The 25,707-nt window shown below is 63.1% G+C and carries 23 protein-coding genes; 11 read left to right on the plus strand and 12 right to left on the minus strand.

Annotated elements, in window-relative coordinates:
- The first annotated feature begins 109 nt into the window (after positions 1–109).
- Positions 110–544, plus strand: coding sequence for a YciI family protein (locus tag C7A17_RS19310; protein WP_106739543.1), 435 nt, complete (start codon positions 110–112; stop codon positions 542–544).
- 2 nt (positions 545–546) lie between these two features.
- A complete protein-coding gene (locus C7A17_RS19315; RefSeq protein WP_106739544.1) occupies positions 547–966 on the plus strand; it encodes a VOC family protein in 420 nt (139 codons plus the stop codon).
- Between the two features lie 141 nt (positions 967–1,107).
- On the opposite strand, the gene ggpS is transcribed toward C7A17_RS19315, so the two are convergent.
- The 5 genes from ggpS to dapE all read right to left on the minus strand — a co-directional run bounded on the left by ggpS (position 1,108) and on the right by dapE (position 7,443).
- Positions 1,108–3,366, minus strand: coding sequence for a glucosylglycerol-phosphate synthase (gene ggpS, locus C7A17_RS19320; RefSeq protein ID WP_106739545.1), 2,259 nt, complete (start codon positions 3,364–3,366; stop codon positions 1,108–1,110).
- 117 nt (positions 3,367–3,483) lie between these two features.
- Positions 3,484–4,746 carry an MFS transporter gene (locus C7A17_RS19325; protein WP_106739546.1) on the minus strand — a complete coding sequence of 421 codons (1,263 nt, stop codon included), beginning with the start codon at positions 4,744–4,746 and terminating at the stop codon, positions 3,484–3,486.
- Positions 4,747–5,099: 353 nt separating this feature from the next.
- Positions 5,100–5,471, minus strand: coding sequence for a hypothetical protein (locus C7A17_RS19330; protein WP_106739547.1), 372 nt, complete (start codon positions 5,469–5,471; stop codon positions 5,100–5,102).
- Positions 5,472–5,476: 5 nt separating this feature from the next.
- Positions 5,477–6,304 (minus strand): putative RNA methyltransferase, encoded by an 828-nt coding sequence (locus C7A17_RS19335; RefSeq protein WP_106739548.1) that lies wholly within the window; start codon positions 6,302–6,304, stop codon positions 5,477–5,479.
- A complete protein-coding gene (dapE, locus tag C7A17_RS19340) occupies positions 6,301–7,443 on the minus strand; it encodes a succinyl-diaminopimelate desuccinylase (protein WP_106739549.1) in 1,143 nt (380 codons plus the stop codon). The genes C7A17_RS19335 and dapE overlap by 4 nt, the downstream gene beginning before the upstream one ends.
- Before the next feature lie 151 nt (positions 7,444–7,594).
- Here dapE and tcdA point away from each other — a divergent pair, with 151 nt between their 5' ends.
- From tcdA to C7A17_RS19355, 3 genes are all read left to right on the plus strand, one after another.
- Positions 7,595–8,404 (plus strand): tRNA cyclic N6-threonylcarbamoyladenosine(37) synthase TcdA, encoded by an 810-nt coding sequence (gene tcdA, locus C7A17_RS19345; protein ID WP_106739550.1) that lies wholly within the window; start codon positions 7,595–7,597, stop codon positions 8,402–8,404.
- A gap of 297 nt (positions 8,405–8,701) precedes the next feature.
- Positions 8,702–9,502 carry a substrate-binding periplasmic protein gene (locus C7A17_RS19350; RefSeq protein WP_106739551.1) on the plus strand — a complete coding sequence of 267 codons (801 nt, stop codon included), beginning with the start codon at positions 8,702–8,704 and terminating at the stop codon, positions 9,500–9,502.
- A gap of 27 nt (positions 9,503–9,529) precedes the next feature.
- Positions 9,530–10,000, plus strand: a complete 471-nt coding sequence (locus C7A17_RS19355; protein ID WP_106739552.1) for a YehS family protein — start codon at positions 9,530–9,532, stop codon at positions 9,998–10,000.
- 18 nt (positions 10,001–10,018) lie between these two features.
- Here the strand turns inward: C7A17_RS19355 and C7A17_RS19360 are convergent, their stop codons facing one another.
- From C7A17_RS19360 to C7A17_RS19375, 4 genes are all read right to left on the minus strand, one after another.
- Positions 10,019–10,417, minus strand: coding sequence for a SufE family protein (locus C7A17_RS19360; protein ID WP_106743044.1), 399 nt, complete (start codon positions 10,415–10,417; stop codon positions 10,019–10,021).
- Positions 10,418–10,425: 8 nt separating this feature from the next.
- Positions 10,426–11,631 carry an aminotransferase class V-fold PLP-dependent enzyme gene (locus C7A17_RS19365; RefSeq protein ID WP_106739553.1) on the minus strand — a complete coding sequence of 402 codons (1,206 nt, stop codon included), beginning with the start codon at positions 11,629–11,631 and terminating at the stop codon, positions 10,426–10,428.
- 183 nt (positions 11,632–11,814) lie between these two features.
- Positions 11,815–12,849 carry a 2,3,4,5-tetrahydropyridine-2,6-dicarboxylate N-succinyltransferase gene (gene dapD, locus C7A17_RS19370; protein WP_106739554.1) on the minus strand — a complete coding sequence of 345 codons (1,035 nt, stop codon included), beginning with the start codon at positions 12,847–12,849 and terminating at the stop codon, positions 11,815–11,817.
- Positions 12,850–12,886: 37 nt separating this feature from the next.
- The gene (locus tag C7A17_RS19375; RefSeq protein ID WP_106739555.1) at positions 12,887–13,234 is read right to left on the minus strand and encodes an ArsC family reductase; all 348 of its coding nucleotides are present in this window, start codon (positions 13,232–13,234) and stop codon (positions 12,887–12,889) included.
- Positions 13,235–13,530: 296 nt separating this feature from the next.
- Here C7A17_RS19375 and C7A17_RS19380 point away from each other — a divergent pair, with 296 nt between their 5' ends.
- On the plus strand, positions 13,531–15,165 hold the full coding sequence (locus C7A17_RS19380) for a Na+/H+ antiporter (protein WP_106739556.1): 1,635 nt from the start codon (positions 13,531–13,533) through the stop codon (positions 15,163–15,165).
- A 128-nt stretch (positions 15,166–15,293) separates the two neighbouring features.
- Here the strand turns inward: C7A17_RS19380 and dapC are convergent, their stop codons facing one another.
- Positions 15,294–16,490: a succinyldiaminopimelate transaminase gene (gene dapC, locus C7A17_RS19385; protein ID WP_106739557.1), complete on the minus strand. Its 1,197-nt coding sequence runs from the start codon at positions 16,488–16,490 to the stop codon at positions 15,294–15,296.
- Between the two features lie 201 nt (positions 16,491–16,691).
- On the opposite strand from dapC, the gene C7A17_RS19390 reads away from it, so the two are divergent.
- The gene (locus C7A17_RS19390; protein ID WP_106739558.1) at positions 16,692–18,584 is read left to right on the plus strand and encodes a methyl-accepting chemotaxis protein; all 1,893 of its coding nucleotides are present in this window, start codon (positions 16,692–16,694) and stop codon (positions 18,582–18,584) included.
- 56 nt (positions 18,585–18,640) lie between these two features.
- Here C7A17_RS19390 and C7A17_RS19395 read toward each other — a convergent pair whose 3' ends face one another.
- Both C7A17_RS19395 and map read right to left on the minus strand, forming a co-directional pair.
- A complete protein-coding gene (locus tag C7A17_RS19395) occupies positions 18,641–21,337 on the minus strand; it encodes a [protein-PII] uridylyltransferase (RefSeq protein ID WP_106739559.1) in 2,697 nt (898 codons plus the stop codon).
- A gap of 68 nt (positions 21,338–21,405) precedes the next feature.
- Positions 21,406–22,188 carry a type I methionyl aminopeptidase gene (gene map / locus C7A17_RS19400; protein WP_106739560.1) on the minus strand — a complete coding sequence of 261 codons (783 nt, stop codon included), beginning with the start codon at positions 22,186–22,188 and terminating at the stop codon, positions 21,406–21,408.
- A 293-nt stretch (positions 22,189–22,481) separates the two neighbouring features.
- On the opposite strand from map, the gene rpsB reads away from it, so the two are divergent.
- The 4 genes from rpsB (at position 22,482) to frr (ending at position 25,704) form a co-directional block, all read left to right on the plus strand.
- Complete coding sequence (gene rpsB, locus C7A17_RS19405; RefSeq protein ID WP_099523488.1) at positions 22,482–23,225, plus strand: 30S ribosomal protein S2; 744 nt, start codon at positions 22,482–22,484, stop codon at positions 23,223–23,225.
- A gap of 129 nt (positions 23,226–23,354) precedes the next feature.
- Positions 23,355–24,218: a translation elongation factor Ts gene (gene tsf / locus C7A17_RS19410; protein WP_106739561.1), complete on the plus strand. Its 864-nt coding sequence runs from the start codon at positions 23,355–23,357 to the stop codon at positions 24,216–24,218.
- Positions 24,219–24,406: 188 nt separating this feature from the next.
- Entirely contained in the window at positions 24,407–25,150 is a 744-nt protein-coding gene (gene pyrH, locus C7A17_RS19415; protein ID WP_004424012.1) for a UMP kinase, read from the plus strand.
- Complete coding sequence (gene frr, locus C7A17_RS19420; protein WP_106739562.1) at positions 25,147–25,704, plus strand: ribosome recycling factor; 558 nt, start codon at positions 25,147–25,149, stop codon at positions 25,702–25,704. Before pyrH ends, frr begins: the two co-directional genes overlap by 4 nt.
- The last annotated feature ends 3 nt before the right edge of the window (positions 25,705–25,707 follow it).

Below are 25,707 nucleotides of genomic sequence, written 5' to 3' on the forward strand. Positions count from 1 at the left end.
GATTCGTCCGTCGCCTGTTCGACTACTGCATAGAACCCCGACCTGGGTTCACTGTCAGCCGTAGGGAGCTATCCTGCGTGCGACGTCGACTCGAACAAGGAGAAAGGCGATGCGTTTCATGGTGATTGTCAAAGCGACTGCGGATTCCGAGGCTGGTCTGATGCCCTCCGAGGAGCTGCTCACGGCCATGGGCCTTTATAACGAGGAGCTGGCGGCCGCTGGTGTGATTCAGGCAGCCGAGGGCCTGCACCCGAGCGCGAAGGGCGCGCGGGTGCGCTTCTCCGGGGCGCAGCGCACGGTGATCGATGGCCCGTTCATGGAAACCAAGGAGTTGGTGGCCGGTTTCTGGATCTTTCAGGTCGAGTCGTTGCAGGCCTGCATCGACTGGGTCAAGCGTTGCCCCAACCCGATGCCTGGCGAGTCCGATATCGAGATTCGGCAGATTTTCGAAGCCGAGGATTTCGGCGCCGAGTTCACCCCCGAGTTGCGTGAGCAGGAAGAACGTATCCGCGCGCGCATGAGCAGTGACAGTCAAGGAGAGTAGCGATGAAGATACATGCCTATCTGATGTTCGACGGCCAGTGCGAGGATGCCTTCAACTTCTACGCCGAGCTGCTGGGCGGCAAGCTGGAGCTGATGCGCTTCGGCGAAAGCCCGGATGCCAGTGAGGTGCCGCCGGAGTTTCACGACCGAGTGATGCATGTCTGCCTGACTACCGGCGACCAGATTCTGATGGCTTCCGACACCATCCCGCAGTATCCGCACCAAGGCATCAAGGGCTGCTCCATATCTCTGCAGGTGGACAATGTGCCCGAAGCCGAGCGCCTGTACGAGGCGTTGTCGGCCGGTGGCGAGGTGCAGATGGAATTGCAGTCCACCTTCTGGGCGACCCGTTTTGCCATGCTCACCGACCGCTTCGGTGTGCCGTGGATGATCAATTGCGTGATCGATAGTCAGGAGGGGTGAGCCCGTTCCATCCCTCGTCATTATCCATTCGCCCGCTTTGGTGCGCGCGGCGCACCCTGCAAGTGGTTTGGATATGTCGCGGCTGAAGCCGCTCCTACCGAGCAGATGAGCACCGTAGGAGTGGCTGGGCGGCATTGCGTTTCAGCTTGCCAGCGTCAGTGGCTCGGGCTCTTCCTGCACCTGCACGCCTGAGAGGAAATCTTCGCCCCAGCGGCGTATGTCGTTGTAGCAGACGATGTCGAACAGCTCGCGCAGGCGCGCCTGGGCTTCGCTCTTGGGCAGGTTCAGCGCCAGGTAGCAGGTGTGCGCCAGGTCGGCCGGGTCGTGCGGGTTGGTCAGCAGGGCGCCCTTGAGCTCGGCCGCTGCGCCGGCGAATTCCGACAGCACCAGCACGCCGCGTCCGCCGAGCAGGCCTTGCGCTGCGACGAATTCCTTGGCCACCAGGTTGAGGCCGTCGCGTAGCGGGGTGATCCACATGACGTCGGCCATGGCGTACCAGGCGCTGACTTCCTCGAACGGCAGGCTGCGGAAGAAGAATTGCAGCGGTGTCCAGCCGATGCGGGCGAAGCGGCCGTTGATGCGGCCGACTGCCTGTTCGATCTGGCTTTGAAGTTCGTTGTAGACGGTCATTTCCTTGGCCGCTGGTACGCACACGGTGACCAGGGTGACCTTGCCCAGCAGTTCCGGGTTGTCGGCCAGCAGGCGCTCGTAGGCGTTGAGTTTTTCCAGGATGCCCTTGGTGTAGTCGAGGCGCTCCACCGACAGAATCAGTTTCACGCCTTTCATCTCCTCGCGCAGCTGGCCCATCAGTTCCTTGATCTTCGGTGCTTCCAGCGCGTTACGTACCCGGTCGATGTCCAGCCCGACCGGGTGGGCACCGAGCTTGACCTGACGGGTGCCGGTGTCCAGTGCGGTAGTCATGCGCTCCAGGCCCACGGCGCAGCCATAGGTGATGAAGCGCGGCGCGCAGTTCTGCCGTTCCAGGGTTTTCAGCGGGAACACGCCGCGGGCGACATCGACGAAGTTCTCCACCTGGCGCGGAATATGGAAGCCGATGTAATCGCACTGCAGCAGGCTGCCGACGATCTGCCGGCGCCAGGGCAGCACGTTGAACACGTCCGCCGAGGGGAAGTAGGTGTGGTGGAAGAAGGCGATGCGCAGATCCGGGCGCAGCTCGCGCAGGTAGGCCGGCACCATCCACAGGTTGTAGTCGTGTAGCCAGACGATGGCACCTTCGGCGGCCTCCAGCGCTGTGCGCTCGGCGAAGGCGCGGTTGACCTTGCAGAACACCTGCCAGTCGTCCTCGTTGAAGGTGGCACGCTCCCAGAAGGTGTGCAGCGTCGGCCAGAAGGCTTCCTTGGAGAAGCGTTTGTAGAAGATGTCCACCTCTTCCTTGCTCAGCTTGACCCGTGCGGCGGTGAGCTTGGGATAGCGCTCGGCGTCTACCGTGGTGTGGCTGTCGAACGGCTCGTCACCATCCTCGTGCACGGCCCAGGCGACCCAGGAACCGGGGCGGCCGTCGCCGAAGAAGCTTAGGAGAGTAGGGATGATGCCATTGGGCGACGTGGGGCGGCGGCGCTGCAGCTTGCCGGCGTCATTGCGGTATTCCTCATAGGGCAGGCGGTGATAGACCATCACCAGCTCGGCCTTGCCCGGCTGCGCGGCCTGGCGGCGTTCGGCGGCGATGCCATGCTCGCCAAGGAAGCCGAAATGGGCGAAGGCTTCGAGAATGCCGCCGCAGCCCGGCCGGTTGGCGTGCAGGGTGCGCGAGTGGTTGGCTGTGGCTTCCAGCAGCGCGCTTTCCGACTGGCCGACACAGACGCCGTGGAAGCTGGCGCTGAGCATGGACAGGTCGTTGAGCGTATCGCCGGCTGCCAATACCTGATCGTGATCCAGCTCCAGCCAGTCGGCCAGGGCTTGCAGGCTGCTGCCCTTGTTCACACCCTTGGGTAGAAAATCCAGGTACAGCTCGGCGGAGTAGAGCAGGTCGCAGCCCAGCTCATCGGCGATCTCGCGCAGCGCCGGGTTGGCCGCTTGCTCGGGCGTGCAGAAGTAGGAGCAGCGGCGCGCCTGCGGCACGTCCTGGCGTTCCAGGCCGAACGGTTCGATGGCACTGGCCACCTGGCTTTCGCCAGGCCAGCGCGCATCGACCACGCTTTGCAGCGGCTGGATCGGTTGCAGGCTGTCGCCATGCACCAGGGTCGCGCCGACGTCGGCGATGATGTAGTCCGGCTGTGGCAGTGTCGGGTCGGCCAGCAACGGCAGTACCGCTTCCAGGCTGCGCCCGGTGACGTAGGCGAGCTTGATCTCGGGGTGGGCGGCGATGGTCTGATAGAGGCTCAGGCGATCCTCGGGGTCGCCAGCGAGAAAGGTTCCATCCAGGTCGGTAGCTAATAGCATCGTTGTTTCTCCAGAAGTGGCCGATACGGCTCTGCTCGAAGGCGAGCGGCCGGCGGGCCGGGTTTCTGGCTGCTTGGGGTAGGCTCGGGGCCTTGCCGAAACAGCCGGTTTACGTATTCAGGATGCAGGGTTCGGGTTGTCCTCCATTTGCTCGTGCTCCTGCGGCGGAGCATCGGGCATCAACTCCAGCACCGTTGGGCTGGTGCGCAGCATGGGTACGAAGTGGGCGGCGTCGCCGGCGACCAGGTCGCTGACATGGCGCAGCCGGTAAAGGGTGTAGGCGGCCAGCAGGCCGAGGGTGCAGGCGAAGTACAGCGGCAGTGCGCCAGCGCCCAGTTGCTCCATCAATACGCCGGCCAGCAGCGGCCCGCACACCGAGCCGATGCCGTTGACCATCAGCAGGCTGGCGGAGCCGGAAAGAATCTCGTCGCTGCGTAACTGGTCGATCAATTGCGCCACGGCAATGGGGTAGATGGCGAAGGCCAGACCGCCCCAGATGAAGATCGCGCCGAGTAGCAAGGGGCCTGCCGGCAACACGCTCATGACCAGCGCCAGGGCCACGGCCAGCACTACCACCCAGAACAGCACCTGGCGGCGGTCGTGGCGGTCGGAGTAGATGCCGATGGGCCATTGCAGCAGGGCGCCGCCGAGAATGGTTGCGGTCATCAGCAGGCCGACACCGGGCGTATCGAAACCGGCCAGGCTGGCGTAGACCGGCGCCATGCCCCAGAAGGCGCCGAGCGCCAGCCCGGACAAGCCCGCAGCGACGATGGCCAGCGGCGCGATGCCCCACAGTTGGCGCAGGTTGCTCGGCGGCGTTTCCGGCAGGTTCGGCTGCGTCTGCCGGGTGAGGGTGATGGGCATCAGTGCTGCACTGATCAGGATGGCGGCGATGGCGAACAGGGTGAACTGCACCGGGTCGGCCAGGTGCAGCAGCTGCTGAGCCAGGGCCAGGGCGCCGAGGTTGACCGCCATGTACACCGCGAACACCTGGCCGCGCTTCTCGTTGGGTGCCTGGGCGTTGAGCCAGCTCTCGATGACCATGTACAGCGTTACCAGTGCCAGGCCGTAGAGCACGCGAAGAACCAGCCACACCCACGGATCGATCAGCAGCAGGTGGAGAAGGGCAGCGATGGCGGCCAGGGCGGCGCAACAGGCGAACGCACGGATGTGCCCGATGCGCCTGACCAGCGGTGTCGCCAGCCAGGTGCCGAGCAGGAACCCGACGAAGTACCCGGACATGATCAGGCCGAGCATCGTGGTGGAGTAGCCTTCGGCGACGCCACGCAGGGTCAGTAGGGTGTTGAGCAGACCATTGCCAAGCAGGAGTAACGCGACCCCGCTCAGCAATGAACTGATGGGGGCAATCAAGGACCACATGCGAACTACCCTAGGGAACTATGCCGGTGATGGCAAGCAGGAAGTACGCCAATGCTTAGCTAGATAACTAATTAAGTTTTTGAAAAATAAAGAATATTTTTACCGATAAACGGTCTTTGGATATTTTTCAGGGCTTGCGGCGCGCCTGGGCGAGGCACTGGCGGGTGCGGCTGCACCGATCTTGCGCCTGGTGCGTAGGGGCTGAGCGGACGAGGCTTTTGTGTCTGGCGACTATGCCTCGCTAGGGTGCGCCGTGCGTACCGGAAACGCATTACTGCCCTGGTGAGCGCGACCTGGGCGGCTCCGCGACACCCTACCCGCATGCCCGGTCGATCTCCCCCCGATTTACCGGGTTATTCGGTACGCCAGATGATTTCCGTCTCGCCGTCGGCATCGACCTTGATCCAGCGGTCGGCTTCCTCATCGCTCTCGTCTTCTACCCAGGTGCCGGGCGCGCAGCGAACCTGCACACCGAGTGCGGCATGGGCCGCGCGGGCACAGGCCAGGTCGTCGGCCCAGGGCGTGGCGTCGCTTTCCAGGTACAGGCTGTGCCATTTGCCCACGGCTTTCGGCAGCCAGGTCACCGGTACATCGCCGGCCTTGCATTTGAAGGTCTGGCCTTTCTGCTGCCACTCGCTGCACGGGCCAAGGGCGTCGCCCAGCCACTGCGCCACGGCGTCGCGCTCGGCGTCTTTCAGGTAGATCTCGATATCGGGTTGGCGCATGGCTTCTAATCCTGAGAGCTTGGGCTCGGGGTTTTGACGATCCAATCGTAGCGGATGGCAACGGTGACTTCGAAGGGCTCGGCAATAACCGCTTCACGGCGTTCGGCGCTGGCGCGCCAGCCATGTGGCGTCATGGCCAGCAGGTCGGCGCGGGCTTGAGCGTCGCTCAGGTGCAGCGGGAATTCGAGGGTTTCGCTGTGGGCCAGGTGCATGCCGGGCGGGATCAGTGCCAGGTGCTTCTCGTCGTCGTAGTCGCGCACCTCGTCGTACAGCTTCTGCCTCAGTTCCATCAGGTGCACACGGGTCGGCCCCATGCGCAGCAGGCCACCGCCAGGGGCGAGCAGGCGCTTGGCCTCGGCCCAGTCGAGCGGGCTGAAGACGCTGGCCAGCAGCTCGCAGCTGGCGTCACTCAGCGGTACGCGGGCCATGCTCGCCACCAGCCAGCTCAATTGCGCGGCGCGTTTGCAGGCGCGCTTGACTGCCTCGCGGGAGATATCCAGGGCGTAGCCATCGGCATGGGGCAGGGCGCGGGCAAGTTGCTCGGTGTAGTAACCCTCGCCACAGCCAATATCCAGCCAGCGCGCGGGCCTGTACTCAGCCGCCAGTGCGGCCAGGCGCGCGGCCAGCGGCGCGTAGTGGCCGCCGTCGAGAAAACGCCGGCGGGCTTCGACCATGGCGGCGTTGTCGCCAGGGTCGCGACTGTTCTTGTGTTGCACCGGCAGCAGGTTGTAGTAACCCTGCCGCGCGCGGTCGAAGCTGTGCCGGTTCGCACAGGCCAGGCCGCTGTCGCTGGGCTCAAGTGGCGCTTGGCAGATGGGGCAGATCAGGCTCATGCCAGCAATTTCACCATGGTCTGGTAGTAAACCTCGGTGAGCAGGTCGAGGTCGCTGGCCAATACACGCTCGTTGATCTGGTGGATGGTGGCGTTGACCGGGCCGAGTTCGACCACCTGGGTGCCCAGGGTGGCGATGAAGCGCCCGTCCGAGGTGCCGCCGGACGTCGACGGCGTGGTTTCACGGCCGGTGACGTTGCGGATGCTGGCGGCCACGGCGTCCAGCAGCTCGCCCGGCTGAGTGAGGAAGGGCAGGCCGGACAGCGCCCACTCCAGGTGATAGTCCAGGCCGTGCTTGTCGAGGATGGCGGTGACGCGCTGCTGCAGGCCCTCGACAGTGGATTCGGTGGAGAAACGGAAGTTGAACACAGCCTTCAGCTCACCCGGGATGACGTTGGTGGCACCGGTACCGGAATTGAGGTTGGAGATCTGGAAGCTGGTCGGCGGGAAGTAGTCGTTACCGTGATCCCAGTGCTCGGCAGCCAGCTCGGCCAGCGCCGGAGCGGCCAGGTGAATCGGGTTCTTCGCCAGGTGCGGGTAGGCCACGTGGCCCTGTTTGCCGTACACGGTGAGGGTGCAGCCGAGCGAGCCGCGACGGCCGTTCTTGACCACGTCACCGAGCAGGGTGGTGCTCGACGGTTCGCCGACGATGCACCAGTCCAGACGCTCGTTGCGTTCGCGCAGGCGCTCGACCACGGCTTTGGTGCCGTGCTGGGCCGGGCCTTCTTCGTCGCTGGTGATCAGGAAGGTGATGGCGCCCTTGTGGTTGGGGCAGTCGGCGACGAAACGCTCGACGGCGATGATCATGCTCGCCAGGCTGCCTTTCATGTCCGCCGCGCCGCGGCCGCAGAGCATGCCGTCGGCATCGACGCAGACGTCGAACGGCTGGTACTGCCAGGCGTCCAGCGGGCCGGTGGGCACTACGTCGGTATGGCCGGCGAAGCACAGCACCGGGCCGTCACCACCGCGCTTGGCCCAGAAATTCTCCACCTCTTCAATGCGCATGCGCTCCACCGCGAAGCCGCAGGCGGCCAGGCGGCGCATCATCAGTTCCTGGCAGCCCTCATCGACCGGGGTTACGGATGGGCGGCGGATCAGGTCGAAGGCGAGTTCGAGCGTCGGGGAGAGAGGGGCGGTCATGATGGCTCCGGTACAGCGGCTGGCGTGAAAGCCCGCCATCTTAGCAGGCTGCCTGAAAAACTACTGCCTGCGCGGGTGCCTCCGGCTGTCTGGTGGACTTGGGTGGGCAGAGCGCTATCCCTATAATGCGCGGCTTCGTTCAGGGGGTGAGATGAACACAGACGATCAGCGATTCGGCGGCATAGCCCGGCTTTATGGCCAGGAGGGCTATCAGCGCCTGGCGGCGGCGCACGTGGCGGTGGTCGGCATCGGTGGGGTCGGCTCCTGGGCGGCCGAGGCGCTGGCGCGTTCGGGGGTGGGCGAGATTTCCCTGTTCGACCTGGACGACGTCTGCATCACCAACACCAACCGTCAGGTGCATGCTGTCGAAGGTGCGGTCGGTAAGGCCAAGGTCGATGAGATGGCCGCGCGCATTCGCGCCATCAATCCGGCTTGCGTGGTGCACGCCGTGGCGGACTTCGTCACCCGCGAAACCATGGCCGAGTACATCACCGAACAACTCGACGGGGTGATCGACTGCATCGACAGCGTGCCGGCCAAGGCGGCGCTGATTGCCTGGTGCAAGCGGCGCAAGATTCAGATCGTCACCACTGGTGGTGCTGGCGGGCAGGTCGACCCGACGCAGATTCAGGTCACCGATCTGAACAAGACCTTCAACGACCCGTTGGCAGCCAAGGTGCGTAGCATGCTACGCCGCGACTATGGCTTTTCCCGTACGCCGGGGCGCACCTACAGCGTGCCCTGTGTGTTTTCCACCGAGCAGTTGCGTTATCCCAAGCCGGACGGCACGGTCTGCCAGGCCAAGGGCTTCGTCGGCGAGGGGGTGAAGCTGGACTGCGCGGGAGGTTTCGGCGCGGTGATGATGGTCACCGCCAGCTTCGGCATGGCTGCTGCGGCCAAGCTGGTGGACAAGCTGGTGGCTGGGGCTCGACGTCCGGCAGAGCGCAAGCCAACCGAGTGAAAAGTCGTCGCGGGCTATTCATGGCGTGATCTGCTCTGCGCGGCAGGTGGTTGCCAGAGGCGCTGGGTCACTAAGAAGGGGCGTGTACGTGGTACTTGACTATGCTGGGCCAAAGGAGTGGTTGCAGTCGGCGAGGCAGGATGTATGGCCCGTTGTTGGAATTCGAGGTGTTCTGTGTCGTACCTGTTCTTTGTTGCCCGCCATCCCTGGCGGCAACCCTGCGGGCCGTCGCAGTGCGACGCCAAAAAACGCTCCCGGCGTTTTTTCCGCGTCTCGCTGAGAGGGCTTCGGGCACGGATGCTCGCCTCCCTGGCGCTGTTTGCGTTGCTGGCCGCCATGATCTCGGTGCCGGCTCAGGCCGAACTGCAGAAATTGCGTATCGGCACTGGCGAATGGGCACCCTATATCGATCAGGAGCGCGCTGATGGTGGCGCTCTGGGGCGTCTGGTCAGCGCGGTATTCGCCGATGTCGGCTACGACGTCGAATACATCTTCCATCCCTGGGATCGCAACGTGCTGATGCTGCAGCAGGGGCATTTGAACGCGATCATGCCCTACAGCTGTACGCCCAGTCGGCTCAACTACGGTATCTGCAGCGACCCTGTGGTGCGTGGAGAGATCGTGCTGTTCTATCGCCGTGATCATGCCTTCGACTGGACGACCGTCGACGATCTGCTGAATTACCGCATCGGTACGACTCTGGGCTATTCCTACGGCCCGGCATTCGACGCGGCCATGCAGGCCGGGCGCTTGAACGTGGAGCAGAGCGGCAAGGAAGACACCAGCTTCCGACTGCTGGAGCTGGGGCGTATCGACCTGCACCCGCAGGATCGTGCGGTTGGCTACGCAATGCTGCGCCGTCTGTTTCCCAAGGATGGTGGCAACATCGTCCACCATCCTCGTCAATTGAATACCGAGCCGCTGCGCCTGATGTTCCGCAAGGACGACGCCGAGAGCGCCGAGTTGCTGCAGCAGTTCAACGTCAGCCTGCGGCGCTTCGCCGAGCGCGGTGATCTGCAGCGTTTGCAGCAGGCGCTCAACACTGGCAACGCCGATGAGTGGCGACCCAGTGTTCCGGCTCAGACGGCACTGGATTGACCCTCATTTCTCCCAAGAGTCCCAAACATGACCAATAACGATGTGCTGCGTAGCCTGCGCTACCTGCTGAATGTCAGTGACGCCAAGCTGGCGTCGCTGTGCGAGCTGGCCGACTACCCCGTAGCACCGAGTCTGATTTCCGCCTGCCTGCTGCCTGAGGACGATGCCGGATATCAATCCTGCAACGATGCGTTGCTGGCCCATGTTCTCGAAGGGGTGGTGTTCCATAAGCGTGGCAAGGATGAAAGCCGGCCACCTATGCCGGTGGCCAAGCGTCTGAGCAACAACATCGTGCTGAAGAAGCTGCGAGTGGCCTTCGAGCTGCGCGATGACGATATCCAGGCCATTCTGCAATTGGCTGACTTGCCGATGACCAAGGCCGAACTCGGCGCGCTGTTTCGCGCGCCGGGGCACAAGCACTACCGGGAGTGCGGCGACCAGATTCTGCGCAATTTCCTGCGTGGGCTGACGATGCGCGAGCGCGGTTGCGCTGCATAGACCGGCGGTGCGAGTTGCCTAGCTGGCGAGCTCGCGCATGCGTTGCAGCACGGCATTGAGACCATTGCTGCGTGAAGGAGAGAGTTGACGTTGCAGGCCCAACTGGTGGAACCAGTCGGCCAGGTCGAGCGCGGTCAGTTCTTCTCCGTTCAAGCCTTCGACACGTACCAACAGCACGGCGAGCAGGCCGCGCAGCAGGCGGGCGTCACTGGTGGCGCGAAAGTGCCACTTGCCATCTCGTTGTTCGGCTAGCAGCCAGACCAGGCTTTCGCAGCCGTGCACACGATTGTCTTCCCGGCGCTCTTCATCGCTGAGCGGCTCGAGGCGCTCGCCCCATTGCATCAGCAAACGCGCACGTTGCTCCCAGCCGGGACAGTTGCTGAAGGCCTCCAGTGCGTCCTGGGCGGCGGGTGGCATGCTTTCCGTCACCGCAGAAGCTCCAGGGCGCTATCCAGTGCGCTGAAGAATCGCTGCAGGTCGTCGCCATCGTTGTACAGGCCCAGCGAAACACGAATCGCACCACTCAGGCCCAGGCCTTTCATCAGCGGCATGGCGCAGTGGTGCCCGGCGCGCACGGCGATGCCCTGTTCGCTGAGCAGATGAGCCAGGTCGGCGTTATGCACGCCATCGACATGAAAGCAGGCAAGGGCCAGTCGAGGTTCACCCACCAGGCGCACACCCTGGCGGCTGGCGAGACCTGCCAGCAGTTCGCTGTGCAGCGCTGCTTCATGGGCGGCTACGGCGGCGTGATCCAGACTGCTCAGCCAGTCCAGTGCCGCGCCCAGGGCGATGACCGCCGAGACTGCTGGCGTGCCGGCCTCGAAACCCAGGGGCGCAGGGCGAAAGCGCGCATCCTGGTAGTCGGCGTCCAGCACCATTTCGCCACCGAACTGCCAGTGCTGGAGCCTGCTCAGGGCATCGCTGCGGCCGTAGAGCAGGCCGACCCCGTCCGGGCCGTAGAGCTTGTGCGACGAGCAGACGTAGAAGTCGCAGCCCAGCGCCTGCAAATCGTGGCGGCCATGCACGGCGCCTTGGGCGCCGTCGACCACGGTGATGGCGCCCTGCGCGCGGGCCAGGGTCAGCAGCTCTGCCAGCGGCTGCCAGCGGCCAATCACATTGGACAATTGCGAGGCCGCCAGCAGGCGCGTGCGTGGGCCGATCAGCCTGGTGGCTGCGCTCAGGTCGATATCGCCCGCATCGTTCAGCGGCAACACCACCAGTTCAAGGTCGAGGCGCTTGGCCAGTTGCTGCCAGGGCAGCAGGTTGGCGTGGTGCTCCATGGCGCTGATGACGATCTGCTCGCCAGGCGACATGAGGTGCTGCAGGCCGTAGGCAAGCAGGTTGAGCGACTCGGTGCTGCCGCGGGTGAAGAGGATTTCATTGGCGCTGGCGGCATTCAGCCATTGTGCGGCTTTGCTCCGCGTGGTCTCGAAGGCACGCGTGGCGCGTTCGCCTGGCAGATGCTGGGCGCGGTGCACGTTGGCTACGCCACCAGCCAGGTAAGCGAGCAGGGCGTCCAGCACCGCCTGCGGTTTTTGCGCGGTGGCGGCGCTGTCCAGATAGGTCTGGCCTTCGGCCTCGAGGGCGAGAATGCCGGGGAAGTCGGCGCGCCAGGGGGAGATCAGTGACATGGATGCTTCCAGAGATCATCCGGCGGTTAAAAGTTGGGTTTAACGTGTTGCGAGCGACGGCCAGACAAGGCGCAATAAGGCGAGGAACGGTCGGAGTCGCGGGCGACTTTACTGATCTGAATGACCGATCCGAGCCTTATTGCAACGCAGTATGGGCTAGCGCAGCAGCGTTAAACCAACTTTTCAGTTGTGGGCGTGCAGGGCTTCGTTCAGCTCGATAGCCGACTTGTGAGTCTTGCACTCCACGGCGCCGGTCAGCGAGTTGCGACGGAACAGCAGATCCGGCTGGCCAGCCAGTTCGCGTGCCTTGACCACCTTGACCAGGGCGTTACCCTCGTCGAGCAGGTTCACCTTGGTGCCTGCGGTGATGTACAGGCCGGCCTCGACGGTGTTGCGGTCGCCCAGCGGGATGCCGATACCGGCGTTGGCACCGATCAGGCAGCCTTCACCGACGCTGATGATGATGTTGCCGCCACCGGACAGGGTGCCCATGGTCGAGCAGCCGCCGCCGAGATCCGAACCCTTGCCGACGAATACGCCGGCGGAGACGCGACCTTCGATCATGCCCGGGCCTTCGGTACCGCCGTTGAAATTGACGAAACCCTCGTGCATCACGGTGGTGCCCTCACCGATGTAGGCGCCCAGGCGCACGCGCGCGCTGTCGGCGATACGCACGCCAGCCGGCACTACGTAGTCGGTCATTTTCGGGAACTTGTCCACCGAGAACACTTCCAGCACGTTGCCCTTCAGGCGTGCTTCCAACTGACGCTCGGCCAGCTCGGCCAGGTCGACGGCACCTTGGCTGGTCCAGGCGACATTGGGCAGCAGGGGGAAGATGCCGGCCAGGTTCAGGCCGTGCGGCTTGACCAGGCGGTGCGACAGCAGGTGCAGCTTGAGGTAGGCCTCTGGCGTGCTGCTCAGCGCGGCGTCTTCGGCCAGGAACGTGGCGACCAGCGGATTGTGGCTTTCAGCCAGACGGGTCAGCAGAGCGGCCTGGGCGGCGTCGATGCCTTTCAGCGCTTCGGCCAGCTCACCCGCTTGAGTGGTGGAGAAGGCGATGGCCTGGTTGCCGCCCTGGTAGCCGAGTTTCTCGGCAGCCTTGGCTACCAGCTCGCTGCTAGGGTTGAGCAGCGGCAGGGCGTAGAAGACTTCCAGCCAGGCGCCTTGGCGGTTTTGGGTGCCGACACCGAAAGCAATGCTGAACAGAGAGGTGGTCATGAATGGTTTCCTTGCAACGAAATCGGGGTGAGATTGATCAGGCCAACGCGGCTTGGTAGTTATCCGGCTTGAAGCCGACCAGGGTCTTGCCGCCCAGCTCGAGTACCGGGCGCTTGATCATCGACGGTTGGGCCAGCATCAGGTCGATGGCCTTGGCCTGGTCGAGATCGGCTTTCTGCACGTCATCAAGCTTGCGGAAGGTGGTGCCGGCGCGGTTCAGGATGGTTTCCCAGCCGTGCTCGTTGCACCACTTCTCCAGGCTGGCGCGGTCGATGCCCGCGCTCTTGTAATCGTGGAAGGCGTACTCGACCTTGTGTTCGTCGAGCCAGGTGCGAGCCTTCTTCATGGTGTCGCAGGCTTTGATGCCGTAGAGGACGTAACTCATTGCACTTCCTATGTATCTGGCGCCCCACTGGGCGGGCGCGGTCTGTCTTCGAAATTTGGCCGGCCATTATGCCATGTGTGCCGGATAGCGTCTCTGTTGGGCCAGAGTGTTACAGATAGCTCATGACGGCTAAGTCAGCCATGAACAGCCGCGACGCGCTGCAGTCCTGCGGCGCTTTTTCGGTTGTCGAAATCTCGGGGCGGGCTGCTGCATTACTTTGGTCATACTTTGAAACATGGCTCGCATCGTCGGCGCGCGAGTCTCTAGAATGAGCCTATCTTCTTTGAGGCAGGCCCATGCAACTCCTCTACACCATCCTGATCATGTTGCTGGTGGTGAGCGGCACCCGTATCACCGCCCAGTTCATTCCAGTCCCGTTGCCGCTCTTGCAGATACTGATCGGCGCCTTGCTGGCGATTCCCGTGCTGGGGCTGCACGTGCGTCTGGAGCCGGAGTTGTTCCTGCTGCTGTTCATCCCGCCACTGCTGTTCGTCGATGGCTGGCGCATGCCCAAAGGGCAGTTCCGCCAGTTGCGCACGCCGATTCTGCTGCTGGCCTTCGCCCTGGTGTTTTTCACCATTTTGGGAGCTGGTTATTTCATTCACTGGTTGCTGCCGCAGGTGCCGCTGGCGGCCTGCTTCGCCTTGGCTGCCGTGTTGTCGCCCACCGATGCGGTGGCCGTGTCGGCGATCACTCATGGGCGCCTGCCCGCCACCCTGAACAACCTGCTGCAGGGCGAGGCGTTGATGAACGACGCCTCTGGCCTGGTGGCCTTCAAGTTCGCGGTGGCGGCGACGCTGACCGGGGTTTTCTCGTTCGGCGACGCCAGCCTGCAGTTCGTCCTGGTGGCTGTCGGCGGGTTGCTGGTCGGCGTCGCGCTGAGTTACCTGCTGGGGCGCCTGCGTGCGTGGATGATCGGCCGCGGTTGGGAGGATCCGGCGCCGCATGTGCTGTTGCTTCTGCTGCTGCCATTCGCCGCCTATGTGGCTGCCGAGCACCTGGGGCTGTCCGGCATTCTGTCCGCGGTGGCAGCCGGCATGATGCAGAGCCGGCTGGATCTGCTGCCGCGGCAGACCACCACGCGGATGCTCAATCGCAGCGTATGGACGCTGCTGGAGTTCACCTTCAACGGCCTGATCTTCCTGCTGCTGGGGCTACAACTGCCGGACATCCTTGGTGCGGCGCTGGGCTCGCATGACGACTCCTGGTCTTTTGCGCTATGGGCGTTGCTGTGCGTGGTGGCGATCTATGCCGTGATGATGTTGCTGCGCTTCGTCTGGGTGTATGGCTACTGGCGTGCGTCCGGTACATTTCGGCGCTGGCGAGGGCTGCCGACACGGTTTGCCGGGCAGTCGCGGGTGGCACTCAGCGCGGTGCTGACCCTGGGCGGTGTGCGTGGGGCTGTCACCTTGGCGGGCGTTATGTCGCTGCCGTTGCTGCTCAACAGTGGTGAGGCTTTCCCGGAGCGTGATCTGCTGATCTTGATTGCTGCCGGCGTGATTCTGTTGTCACTGCTGGTGGCCAGTGCCGCGTTGCCGCGGATTTTGCCGCTACTGCCGCAAGACAATGCGGCGCTGCATGAGCGTGAGCTGAACCGGCATCGCGCCAAGGTGCTGGAGTCTGCCATTCGCTATCTGGAGCGCGAGGATGAACGTGCGGCTGACGCCGACGGCGCCATTGCGTCGGTCGAGATCAAGGCCAAGCTGATGAGCGAATACCGTGACCTGTTATCGCGTACCCGTGATACCGAAGAGTCGCGTGAGGATCAGCGCGAGATGGATCGCATGGAATATCGCCTGCGCTTGCAGGCATTGCGCACTCAGCGTCTGGAGCTGTACCGGATGCGCAAGGACAACGAGCTGGACGATGACCTGCTGAGTGAGATTCTGCGCGACCTGGATATCGCCGAGGCGCGCTTGCACAAGGGCTGAGCGCGCTATTCGGTCGATGATCCCGGATTGCATCCGGGCTACGGGCGGGTAGATGCGGGTCACGTAGGGTGCGCCGTGCGCACCGCTTCTTCAGGCCGATCCTGCTTGCCGTCGCGCGTACCGAACCGTCAGGCGCCGCGAATGAAGCGCGCGATCCGCTCGGCTGCTTCGATGCATTCGGCCAGCGGTGCAACCAGTGCCATGCGCACGCGACCGGCCCCCGGATTGACGCCATTCACTTCGCGCGACAGGTAGGAGCCTGGCACCACGGTCACGTGCTCGCTGGCGAACAGATCGCGGGTGAAGAGGGTGTCGTCACCCGGTGTGCGGGCCCACAGGTAGAAACCGCCGTCGGGGCGCTGCACGTCCATAACCGGGCCGAGAATGTCCAGCACGGCATCGAACTTCTCGCGGTACATGTCGCGGTTGGCGCGTACGTGCGCCTCGTCGTTCCAGGCAGCGACGCTGGCCAGCTGGGTTTGTACCGGCATGGCGCAGCCGTGGTAGGTGCGATACAGCAGGAAGTGCTTGAGGATGTCGGCGTCGCCAGCCACGAAGCCGGAGCGCAGGCCTGGCAGGTTGGAGCGCTTGGACAGGCTGTGGAACACCACGCAGCGTTTGAAATCATTACGGCCCAGCTCGGCGCAGGCACTCAACAGGCCGGGCGGTGGCGCGTCTTCGTCGAAGTACAGCTCGCTGTAGCATTCGTCGGCGGCGATGACGAAGTCATGCTCATCGGCCAGGGCGATCAGTTTCTTCAGGGTGGCGAGCGGAATCAGTGCGCCAGTGGGGTTGCCCGGCGAGCAGAGGAACAGGATCTGGCAGCGCTGCCAGACCTCGCTGGGCACGGCGTCGAAATCCGGATTGAAACCGTGAGCTTCCAGGCAGGGCAGGTAGTGCGGCTCGGCGCCGGCGAGAAACGCCGCACCTTCATAGATCTGGTAGAACGGGTTGGGGCTGACCACCAGGCCCTTGGCGTTGCGGTCGACAACAGCCTGGGTGAAGGCGAACAGCGCTTCACGGGTGCCGTTGACCGGCAGCACATGGCGCGCTGCATTCAGCCAGCCTTGCGGTACACCGAAGCGACGCTCGCACCAGGTGGCGATGCTCTGGCGCAGCTCTGGCAGGCCCAGCGTGGTGGGGTATACCGCCAGCTTGTCGAGGTTGTCGGTCAGCGCCTTGCCGACGAAGTCGGGCGAGCGGTGCTTGGGCTCGCCAATGGACAGGGCGATGGGGCGCTTGTCCGCCGCAGGCTGCACGCTGCCGAGCAGTTCGCGGAGTTTCTCGAAGGGGTAGGGCTGCAACTGGGCGAGGGCGTGGTTCATGATGATCCGACGAGTCCTTTGTGAGGCGGCGACAAAGCTGGCGACACTAGCACGGCAGGCCTTTCGGGGAAATTCCCTTCGTCCGTCCGTTTTCCATCCGTTTAGGTCGCCAAACCGATGCCGGGCTGCCTCAAGACGGTGCACGCCGGGCCGATAATCCAGGCGTACCCGTTCACCCCTTCTTTTTGGCGAGCTTTCTCCATGCGCACCCTCAAATTCAGTCACAAGATCATGCTGGCTGCTTCCCTGGTGGTCATTGCGGCTTTCGCGTCGTTCGCGCTGTACAACGATTACCTGCAACGCAACGCGATTCGTGACAGCCTGTCGAACTACCTCAACGACGTTGGCCTGGTGTCCACCGGCAACATTCAGCACTGGCTCACGGGACGTATGCAATTGCTGGATAACGTCGCCGAGTCCGTGCAGGACGATGCCTCGCCCGAGGCCCTGAGCAAGAACCTGCAGCACCGCAGCGTCGCCTCGGCCTTCCTCTATACCTATTTCGGCCAGACCGATGGCACCTACACCCAGTATCCGCCCAGCGAGCTGCCTGCCGGCTACGATCCGCGCCAGCGTCCCTGGTACAAGAGCGCGCTGGGTAGCAACGGCCCGGGTTTGACCGAGCCCTACCTGGCGGCCGATCCACGTGACGGTCTGCTGATCACCATCACCCGTCCGGTCAGCGCTGGCGGCACTCTGCAGGGCGTCGTGGGAGGCGATCTGAAGTTGCAGACGGTGGACGACATCCTCAACTCCTTCGACCTCGGCGGCATGGGCTACGCCTTTCTGGTCGACGACAAGGGCACGGTGCTGGTGCATCCCGACAAGAGCCTGGTGCTCAAGACCCTTGCGGATATCTTCCCCAGCGGTGCGCCGCGCCTGGCGGCCGGCCTACAGGGCGCGTCGGCCATCGACGGCGGTGCGCGCCTTGTCACCTTCCTGCCGGTGCAGGGGCTGGCAGGCGTACGCTGGTACGTCGGTCTTTCGGTCGACGAGAGCAAGGCGTTCGCCGCGCTCACCGAGTTTCGCGTCTCTGCGTTGATGGTCACTGTCATCGGTGTGGTGGCCATCCTGATCCTGCTGGGGGCGCTGATCCGTATCCTGCTGCGTCCGCTGCACGTGATGAGCCATGCCATGGGTGGCATCGCCGAGGGCGAGGGTGACCTGACGCAGCGTCTGACGATCAACTCCGGTGATGAATTCGGTGACTTGGCTGGTGCCTTCAACCGCTTCGTCGAGCGTATTCACGAGTCGATCCGTGAGGTGGCCTCGGCGACCCGCGAAGTGCATGCGCGGGTGAGCACCGTGGTGCAGGCCTCCAATGCCTCGATGGGCAACTCCAGTGAGCAGGCTGCACGTACCGACAGCGTCGCGGCGGCGATCAACGAATTGGGCGCGGCCGCCCAGGAGATCGCGCGCAATGCCGCCGACGCTTCGGTGCAGGCCAGCGACGCCCGCCGCGATGCCGAGGAAGGCCAGGGCATGGTGGAGCGCACCCTGGGCTCGATGAGCGAGTTGTCGGAGAAGATTCAGGCCTCGGGCAAGCACATCGAGTTGCTCAGCGAGAAGAGCAACGACATCGGCCAGATCCTTGACGTGATCAAGGGGATTTCCGAGCAGACCAATCTGCTGGCGCTCAACGCGGCCATCGAGGCTGCGCGTGCGGGCGAGGCAGGGCGTGGTTTCGCCGTGGTGGCCGACGAGGTGCGTAACCTGGCGCAGCGTACGCAAAGCTCGGCGTTGGAAATCCAGCAGATGATCGAGCAACTGCAGGCCGGTGCCCGTGACGCGGTAGCGACCATGACCGAAAGCCGTCGGTTCAGCGACGATAGCGTGCGCATCGGCGGGCAGGCGGGGGAAAACCTGCGTGGCGTGACCCGGCGCATCGGTGAGATCGATGGTATGAACCAGTCCGTGGCCACCGCCACCGAGGAGCAGACCTCGGTGATCGAGAGCCTCAACGTCGACATCACCGAGATCAACACGCTGAACCAGGATGGCGTGCGCAACCTGCAGGCCAGCCTGAGCGCCTGTACCGAGTTGGATCAGCAGGTCGGGCGACTCAAGCAGCTGGTGGACAGCTTCAGGATCTGACCGCGAACCATCCCGACCGATGAGGCGGCGGTCTGTATCGCCTCATCGGTCGGGCCTTAGAAGGTGATCTGCGTCGGGCTCGGTGTGCTCGGTTCCGAGAGCTTGGCGATGATGGTTTCCTGCAGGCGAGCGCAGAGCTCCGGATCCGACAATGGCTGGTTGTTGGCGTCGGTGACGAAGAACACGTCTTCTACTCGCTCGCCGAGCGTGGCGATCTTGGCGTTCTGCAGCGACAGGTCGTATTCGAGGAAGATCCGCCCGATACGTGCCAGTAGACCGGGGCGATCCGGAGCGGTCAGTTCCAGAACGGTCACCGGACGCTGCGCGTCGTTGTGGATCGTTACCTGTGGGGCGAAGGCGAAGTGCTTGAGCTGGCGTGGTACGCGACGCTGGATGATGGTCGGGTAGTCGTCCGGGTTCTTCAAGGCTTCGATCAGGCCCGCGCGAATCTGCTGGATACGTGCCGGGTTGTCACCAATCGAGCCGCCGTCGGCGTCCAGCACTACATAGGTATCGAGGGTGAACTGGCTGGTGGAGGTGATGATTCGCGCATCGTGAATGTTCAGGTTGAGCTGACTCATCGCGGCTACGGTCACGGCGAAGAAGTCGTGCTGATCCGGCGCGTAAATGAATATCTGCGTGCCACCCTCGAACTCGCGTTGGGTGGTTTCCTTCATCAACACCAGCGGGCCGCCATTGTTGGGGTGCTGGAGGATGGCGTCGGTATGCCAGGCCACGTCGCCTGCGGTGTGGCGCAGGAAGTAGTCGTCACCGAGCTGGCTCCACAGCTGTTCCGCGTCGTCCGGGTCGATGCCGCTGCGCACCAGGATATCCAGCGCGGCGCTCTGCGTCTGGCGGATCTGCTCTTCACGATCCAGCGGGTTTTCCAGGCCGCGGCGCAGGGCGCGCTTGGTCTCGGTGTAGAGCTGGCGCAGCAGGCTCGCGCGCCAGGAGTTCCACAGGCTGGGGTTGGTGGCGTTGATGTCGGCCACGGTCAGCACGTAGAGGTAATCGAGGTGGGTCTGATCACCGACGAACTGGGCGAAGTCGTGGATTACCTGTGGGTCGGACAGATCCTTGCGCTGCGCGGTGGTGGACATCACCAGGTGGTTCTGCACCAGCCAGACGATCAATGCGCTGTCCCAGGCCGGTAGGTGGTGACGGCGGGCGAAGGCTTCGGCGTCTACCGCGCCCAGCTCCGAGTGGTCGCCGCCGCGACCCTTGCCGATGTCGTGGTAGAGACCGGCGAGGTAGATCAGCTCGGACTTGGGCAGCTTGTCGATCAATTTGCTGGCCAGCGGGAATTTCTCCGCCAGCTCCGGCCAGCGGAACTTGCGCAGGTGCTTGATCAGGTTGAGGGTGTGCGCATCGACGGTATAGATGTGGAACAGGTCGTGCTGCATCTGCCCGACGATATGGCCGAACTCCGGCAGGTAGCGGCCGAGGATGCCGTAGCGATTCATCCGCCGCAGGTTGCGGTGGATGCCTTCCTTGCACTTGAACAGCTCGATGAACAGGCTGGTGTTGCGGATGTCCTTGCGGAAGTCGTCGTCGATCAGGTCGCGGCTGTCGCGCAGCAGGCGAATGCTGTCAGCCCGAACGCCCTTGATCTCCGGGTTCTGCGCCATCAGCACGAATACTTCGATGATGGCGAAGGGCGTGCGCTTGAAGACGTTCGGGTGGGTGACCTCGATATAGCCGTCACGCACCTGGAAGCGGCTGTTCAGTGGCGTGGCCGGGCCGCTTTCACCCGCGCGCAGGATGACTTCCTCGAAGTGCTGGTTGATCAGGTCGGACAGCTCGGAGATGCCCATGACCACACGGTAGTACTTCTGCATGAAGTGCTCGATGCTGCGCTTGCCGTCACCGTCCTTGTAGCCGAACAGCGCGGCGATCTTCGCCTGGTGGTCGAACAGCAGGCGATCTTCGGCGCGGCCGGCGAGCATGTGCAGGGCGTAGCGCACCTTCCACAGGAATTCCTGGCTGGAGGAGAGCAGGGCGTACTCGCTTTCCAGCAGGAAACCGTGGCCGACCAGAGCCTGCAGGTTGAGCGTGCCGAACTGGCGGCGCGCGACCCAGAGCACGGTCTGGATATCGCGCAGGCCACCGGGCGAGCCTTTGACGTTTGGCTCGAGGTTGTATTCGGTGTCGTTGTACTTGCTGTGGCGCGCCTTGCGCTCTTCGCGCTTGGCCAGATAGAAGTGCTTGCTTGGCCACATGGCGTCGGTGCTGGTCACTTGCTGCATGCGCTGACGCAGGTGCTCGGGGCCGGCGATGGTGCGGCTTTCCATCAGGTTGGTGATCACCGTCAGGTCGGCGCGCGCCTCTTCGGCGCATTCCTCTACCGAGCGCACGCTCTGCCCGACTTCCAGGCCGATGTCCCAGAGCAGGGTGAGGAAGCCTTCGATGGACTCGCGGAAGATCTCGTGGTCGGCGCTGTCGAGGAGGATCAGCAGGTCGATGTCGGAGTAGGGGTGCAGCTCGCCGCGCCCGTAGCCGCCAACGGCGAGCAGGGCGATGTCGGCGTCTTCGCTCCAGGTGAAGCGCTTCCAGGCTTCCTGCAGGATCTGGTCGACGAACCAGGCGCGGTCTTCGACCAGGCGGCGGATATCGCGTCCGCTGCGAAAGCGCTCATCCAGTACCTCGTGCGCACCACGGATGGCTTTCTTGAATGCGGCGATGGGGCTGGATTTGAGGGCCAGCTCGGCCTGGAACTGACCGGGGTCAAACAGTTCGGGGTCCATCTGCGGCATGCAGGTGCCTTCCTTATATAGAGTTCGTAGGGTGCGCCGTGCGCACCTTTGCGGTTCTTGGTGTGGCCTCAGGCCGAGGTGCGCGCGATGGTGTCATCACTGCGCAGGGTGAGAATCTCGTAGCCATCGGCGGTGACCAGCACGGTGTGTTCCCACTGTGCCGACAGCTTGCGATCCTTGGTGATGGCGGTCCAGCCGTCGCCGAGCAGGCGGGTTTCCGGGCGGCCCTGGTTGATCATTGGCTCGATGGTGAAGGTCATGCCTTCCTTAAGTTCCATGCCGGTGCCGGCCTTGCCGTAGTGCAGCACCTGCGGCTCTTCATGGAATACTGCGCCGATGCCGTGGCCGCAGTATTCGCGCACGACCGAGAACCCGTTCTTTTCCGCGTGCTTCTGGATCACCTCGCCGATATCGCCCAGGCGAGCGCCCGGCTTGACCAGCTCGATACCTTTATACATGCACTCCTGGGTGATCTTGGCCAGGCGTTCGGCCCACTCGGCGACCTTGCCGACCATGAACATCTTGCTGGTATCGCCGTGGTAGCCGTCCTTGATCACGGTGACGTCGATGTTCAGCACGTCGCCGTCCTTGAGCGGCTTATCGTTGGGAATGCCGTGGCACACCACGTGGTTGATCGAAGTGCAGATCGACTTGGGGAAGCCCTTGTAGTTGAGCGGGGCGGGAATGGCCTTCTGCACGTTGACGATGTAGTCGTGGCAGATGCGGTCGAGCTCGTCGGTGGTGACGCCCGGTTTGACGTGCTCACCGATCATCTCCAGCACTTCGGCGGCCAGGCGGCCAGCCACGCGCATTTTCTCGATTTCTTCGGGGGATTTGAGGGTGACGGTCATATCGGGCTCTCGGGTGCACACGGAAAAGGTGCTTATATTAACAGCTACGCGGCGCAAGCCCCACAGGTAGCGAAGGGCGAGGCAAGTGACATGCCGATGTTGAGGTGTTGTGGCGTGAGGTTTGTAGCTTGTCGCGGCTTTGTGTGGTATAAAACGCGCCGCTTTACGGGCGGTACGTCCGAAAGCTCAAACCCACACACGTATCGACACGGTTTCCTGGGTGCCTTTCGACAAGTTCGAGGGTTGGAAGCTGGGATACGTGGAGGCCTAACCCGACTTATCAAGGAACTATCATGTCCCAAGTCAACATGCGCGATATGCTGAAGGCCGGTGTGCACTTCGGCCACCAGACCCGTTACTGGAACCCGAAAATGGGCAAGTACATTTTCGGCGCGCGTAACAAGATTCACATCATCAACCTCGAAAAAACCCTGCCGATGTTCAACGAAGCTCAGGCTTTCGTTGAGAAGCTGGCTGCTGGCAAGAACAAGATCCTGTTCGTCGGCACCAAGCGTTCCGCTGGCAAGATCGTTCGCGAAGAAGCTGCTCGTTGCGGCTCGCCGTTCGTCGATCACCGCTGGTTGGGCGGCATGCTGACCAACTACAAAACCATCCGCGCCTCGATCAAGCGTCTGCGTGAGCTGGAAGTTCAGTCCCAGGACGGTACTTTCGCCAAGCTGACCAAGAAAGAAGCCCTGATGCGTTCGCGTGATCTGGAAAAACTGGATCGCAGCCTGGGCGGTATCAAGGACATGGGCGGCCTGCCGGACGCACTGTTCGTGATCGACGTTGACCACGAGCGCATCGCTATCACCGAAGCCAACAAGCTGGGCATCCCGGTTATCGGCATCGTCGATACCAACAGCAGCCCGGAAGGCGTTGACTACATCATCCCGGGTAACGATGACGCCATCCGCGCCATCCAGCTGTACATGGGTGCTATGGCTGACGCCGTGATCCGTGGTCGCAGCAACGCTGGCGGCGCGACTGAAGAGTTCGTCGAAGAAGCCGCGGCTGCCGAGAGCGCCGAAGGCTAAGCGGTAACGCAAAGCATCTAGCGTTACGCGCTGTGCAAGAAGGGGGCTAAGCCCCCTTTTTGCCACTCAAAGATTTGATCGCCCGCCATGCGGGTGAATGGTTGAAGACCTACCAAGAGGATTTTCAAGATGGCAGAAGTTACTGCAGCCCTGGTTAAAGAACTGCGCGAGCGTACCGGCCAAGGCATGATGGAGTGCAAGAAGGCTCTGGTTGCCGCTGGTGGCGACATCGAGAAGGCCATTGATGACATGCGCGCTTCGGGCGCCATCAAGGCCGCCAAGAAGGCTGGCAACATCGCCGCCGAAGGCTCCATCGCCGTTCGTGTCGAAGGCGGCCGTGGCCTGATCATCGAAGTCAACTCGCAGACTGACTTCCTGGCTCTGCAGGACGACTTCAAAGGCTTCGTGAAAGAAAGCCTGGATGAAGCCTTCGAGCAGAACCTGACCGACGCCGCTCCGCTGATCGCTTCGCGCGAATCGGCTCGTGAGGCTCTGGTTGCCAAGTGCGGCGAGAACGTCAACATCCGTCGTCTGACTGCCGTTACCGGCGAAACCGTTGGTGCCTACCTGCACGGCCACCGCATCGGCGTTCTGGTCGTCCTGAAAGGCGGCAACGACGAACTGGCCAAGCACGTTGCCATGCACGTTGCTGCCTCCAATCCGGCCGTTGTATCGCCGGATCAGGTCTCCGAAGAGCTGGTTGCCAAGGAAAAAGAGATCTTCCTGCAACTGAACGCCGAGAAGATCGCTGGCAAGCCGGAAAACATCGTCGAGAACATGGTCAAAGGCCGTATCGCCAAGTTCCTGGCTGAAGCCAGCCTGGTCGAGCAAGCCTTCATCATGGATCCGGAAGTCAAGGTCGGTGACCTGGTCAAGAAAGCCGGCGCTGAAGTCGTTTCCTTCGTACGTTACGAAGTGGGCGAAGGCATCGAGAAGGCCGAGACCGACTTCGCTGCCGAAGTTGCCGCTCAGGTTGCTGCCAGCAAGCAGTAATCGGTTTTCGGTATGTGTCCCCAGAGAGGCTGCCCGTTTGCGCGGGCGGCCTCTTTGCCGAATAAGGGGGTGCGAATAAAGTAACGGTCGTTTCAACGAACGACCGGCGGCGCTGTCGAAGTGCCGGATAATTGCAACGCTCACGGGCGCTGCTAACGAATTTCATACCGCCGCAGGAGAGACTTGCAATGGCTCAGCAGACGACTGGTCGCCAACCTCGCTACAAACGCATTCTGCTCAAACTTAGCGGCGAGGCCCTGATGGGCTCGGAAGATTTCGGCATCGATCCCAAGGTGCTCGATCGCATGGCGCTGGAAGTCGGCCAACTGGTCGGCATCGGCGTGCAGGTCGGCCTGGTGATCGGTGGCGGTAACCTGTTCCGCGGCGCGGCCCTGTCCGCCGCGGGCATGGATCGAGTGACCGGCGACCACATGGGCATGCTGGCCACGGTGATGAACGCCCTGGCCATGCGCGACGCGCTGGAGCGCTCGAACATCCCGGCCATCGTCATGTCGGCGATCTCCATGGTCGGCGTCACCGACCACTACGACCGCCGCAAGGCCATGCGCCACCTGAAGACCGGTGAAGTGGTGATCTTCGCTGCTGGTACCGGCAATCCGTTCTTTACGACTGACTCCGCCGCTTGCCTGCGCGCCATCGAGATCGATGCCGACGTGGTGCTGAAGGCGACCAAGGTCGATGGCGTGTACACTGCCGACCCGTTCAAGGATCCGCATGCCGAGAAATTCGAGCGCCTGACCTATGACGAGGTGCTGGATCGCAAGCTGGGCGTGATGGATCTGACCGCCATCTGCCTGTGCCGTGATCACAACATGCCGCTGCGGGTCTTCAACATGAATAAGCCAGGCGCTCTGCTGAACGTTGTAGTGGGCGGCGCCGAAGGAACTCTGATCGAGGAGGATGCACAATGATCAACGACATCAAGAAAGACGCTCAGGAACGCATGAGCAAGTCCCTGGACGCGCTGGGTCGTAACCTGGCCTCCATTCGAACCGGTCGTGCCCATCCGAGCATTCTCGATAGCATCAAGGTGCCGGCCTGGGGTAGCGACATGCCGCTGAATCAGGTTGCAGCGATCACCGTCGAGGACGCTCGTACCCTGAAGATCGTCGCGCATGACAAGACCCTAAGCGCTGCCATCGAGAAGGCGATTCTGACTTCTGATCTGGGCCTGAACCCGAGCAGCGCCGGCACCACCATCCGCGTGCCGATGCCGGCTCTGACCGAGGAAACTCGCAAGGGCTACACCAAGCAGGCACGTGGCGTGGCCGAAGATGCCAAGGTTGCCGTGCGCAACGTGCGTCGCGATGCCCTGGCCGAGCTGAAAAAGCTGTCCAAGGCCAAGGAAATCAGCGAAGACGAAGAGCGTCGTGCTGCTGACGAACTGCAGAAAATCACCGACAAATTCATCGGCGATGTGGATAAGGCCCTAGAGGTCAAGGAAGCGGATCTGATGGCCGTTTGACGG

The sequence above is a fragment of the Pseudomonas mendocina genome (genome assembly GCF_003008615.1).
Classification (GTDB): domain Bacteria; phylum Pseudomonadota; class Gammaproteobacteria; order Pseudomonadales; family Pseudomonadaceae; genus Aquipseudomonas; species Aquipseudomonas mendocina_C.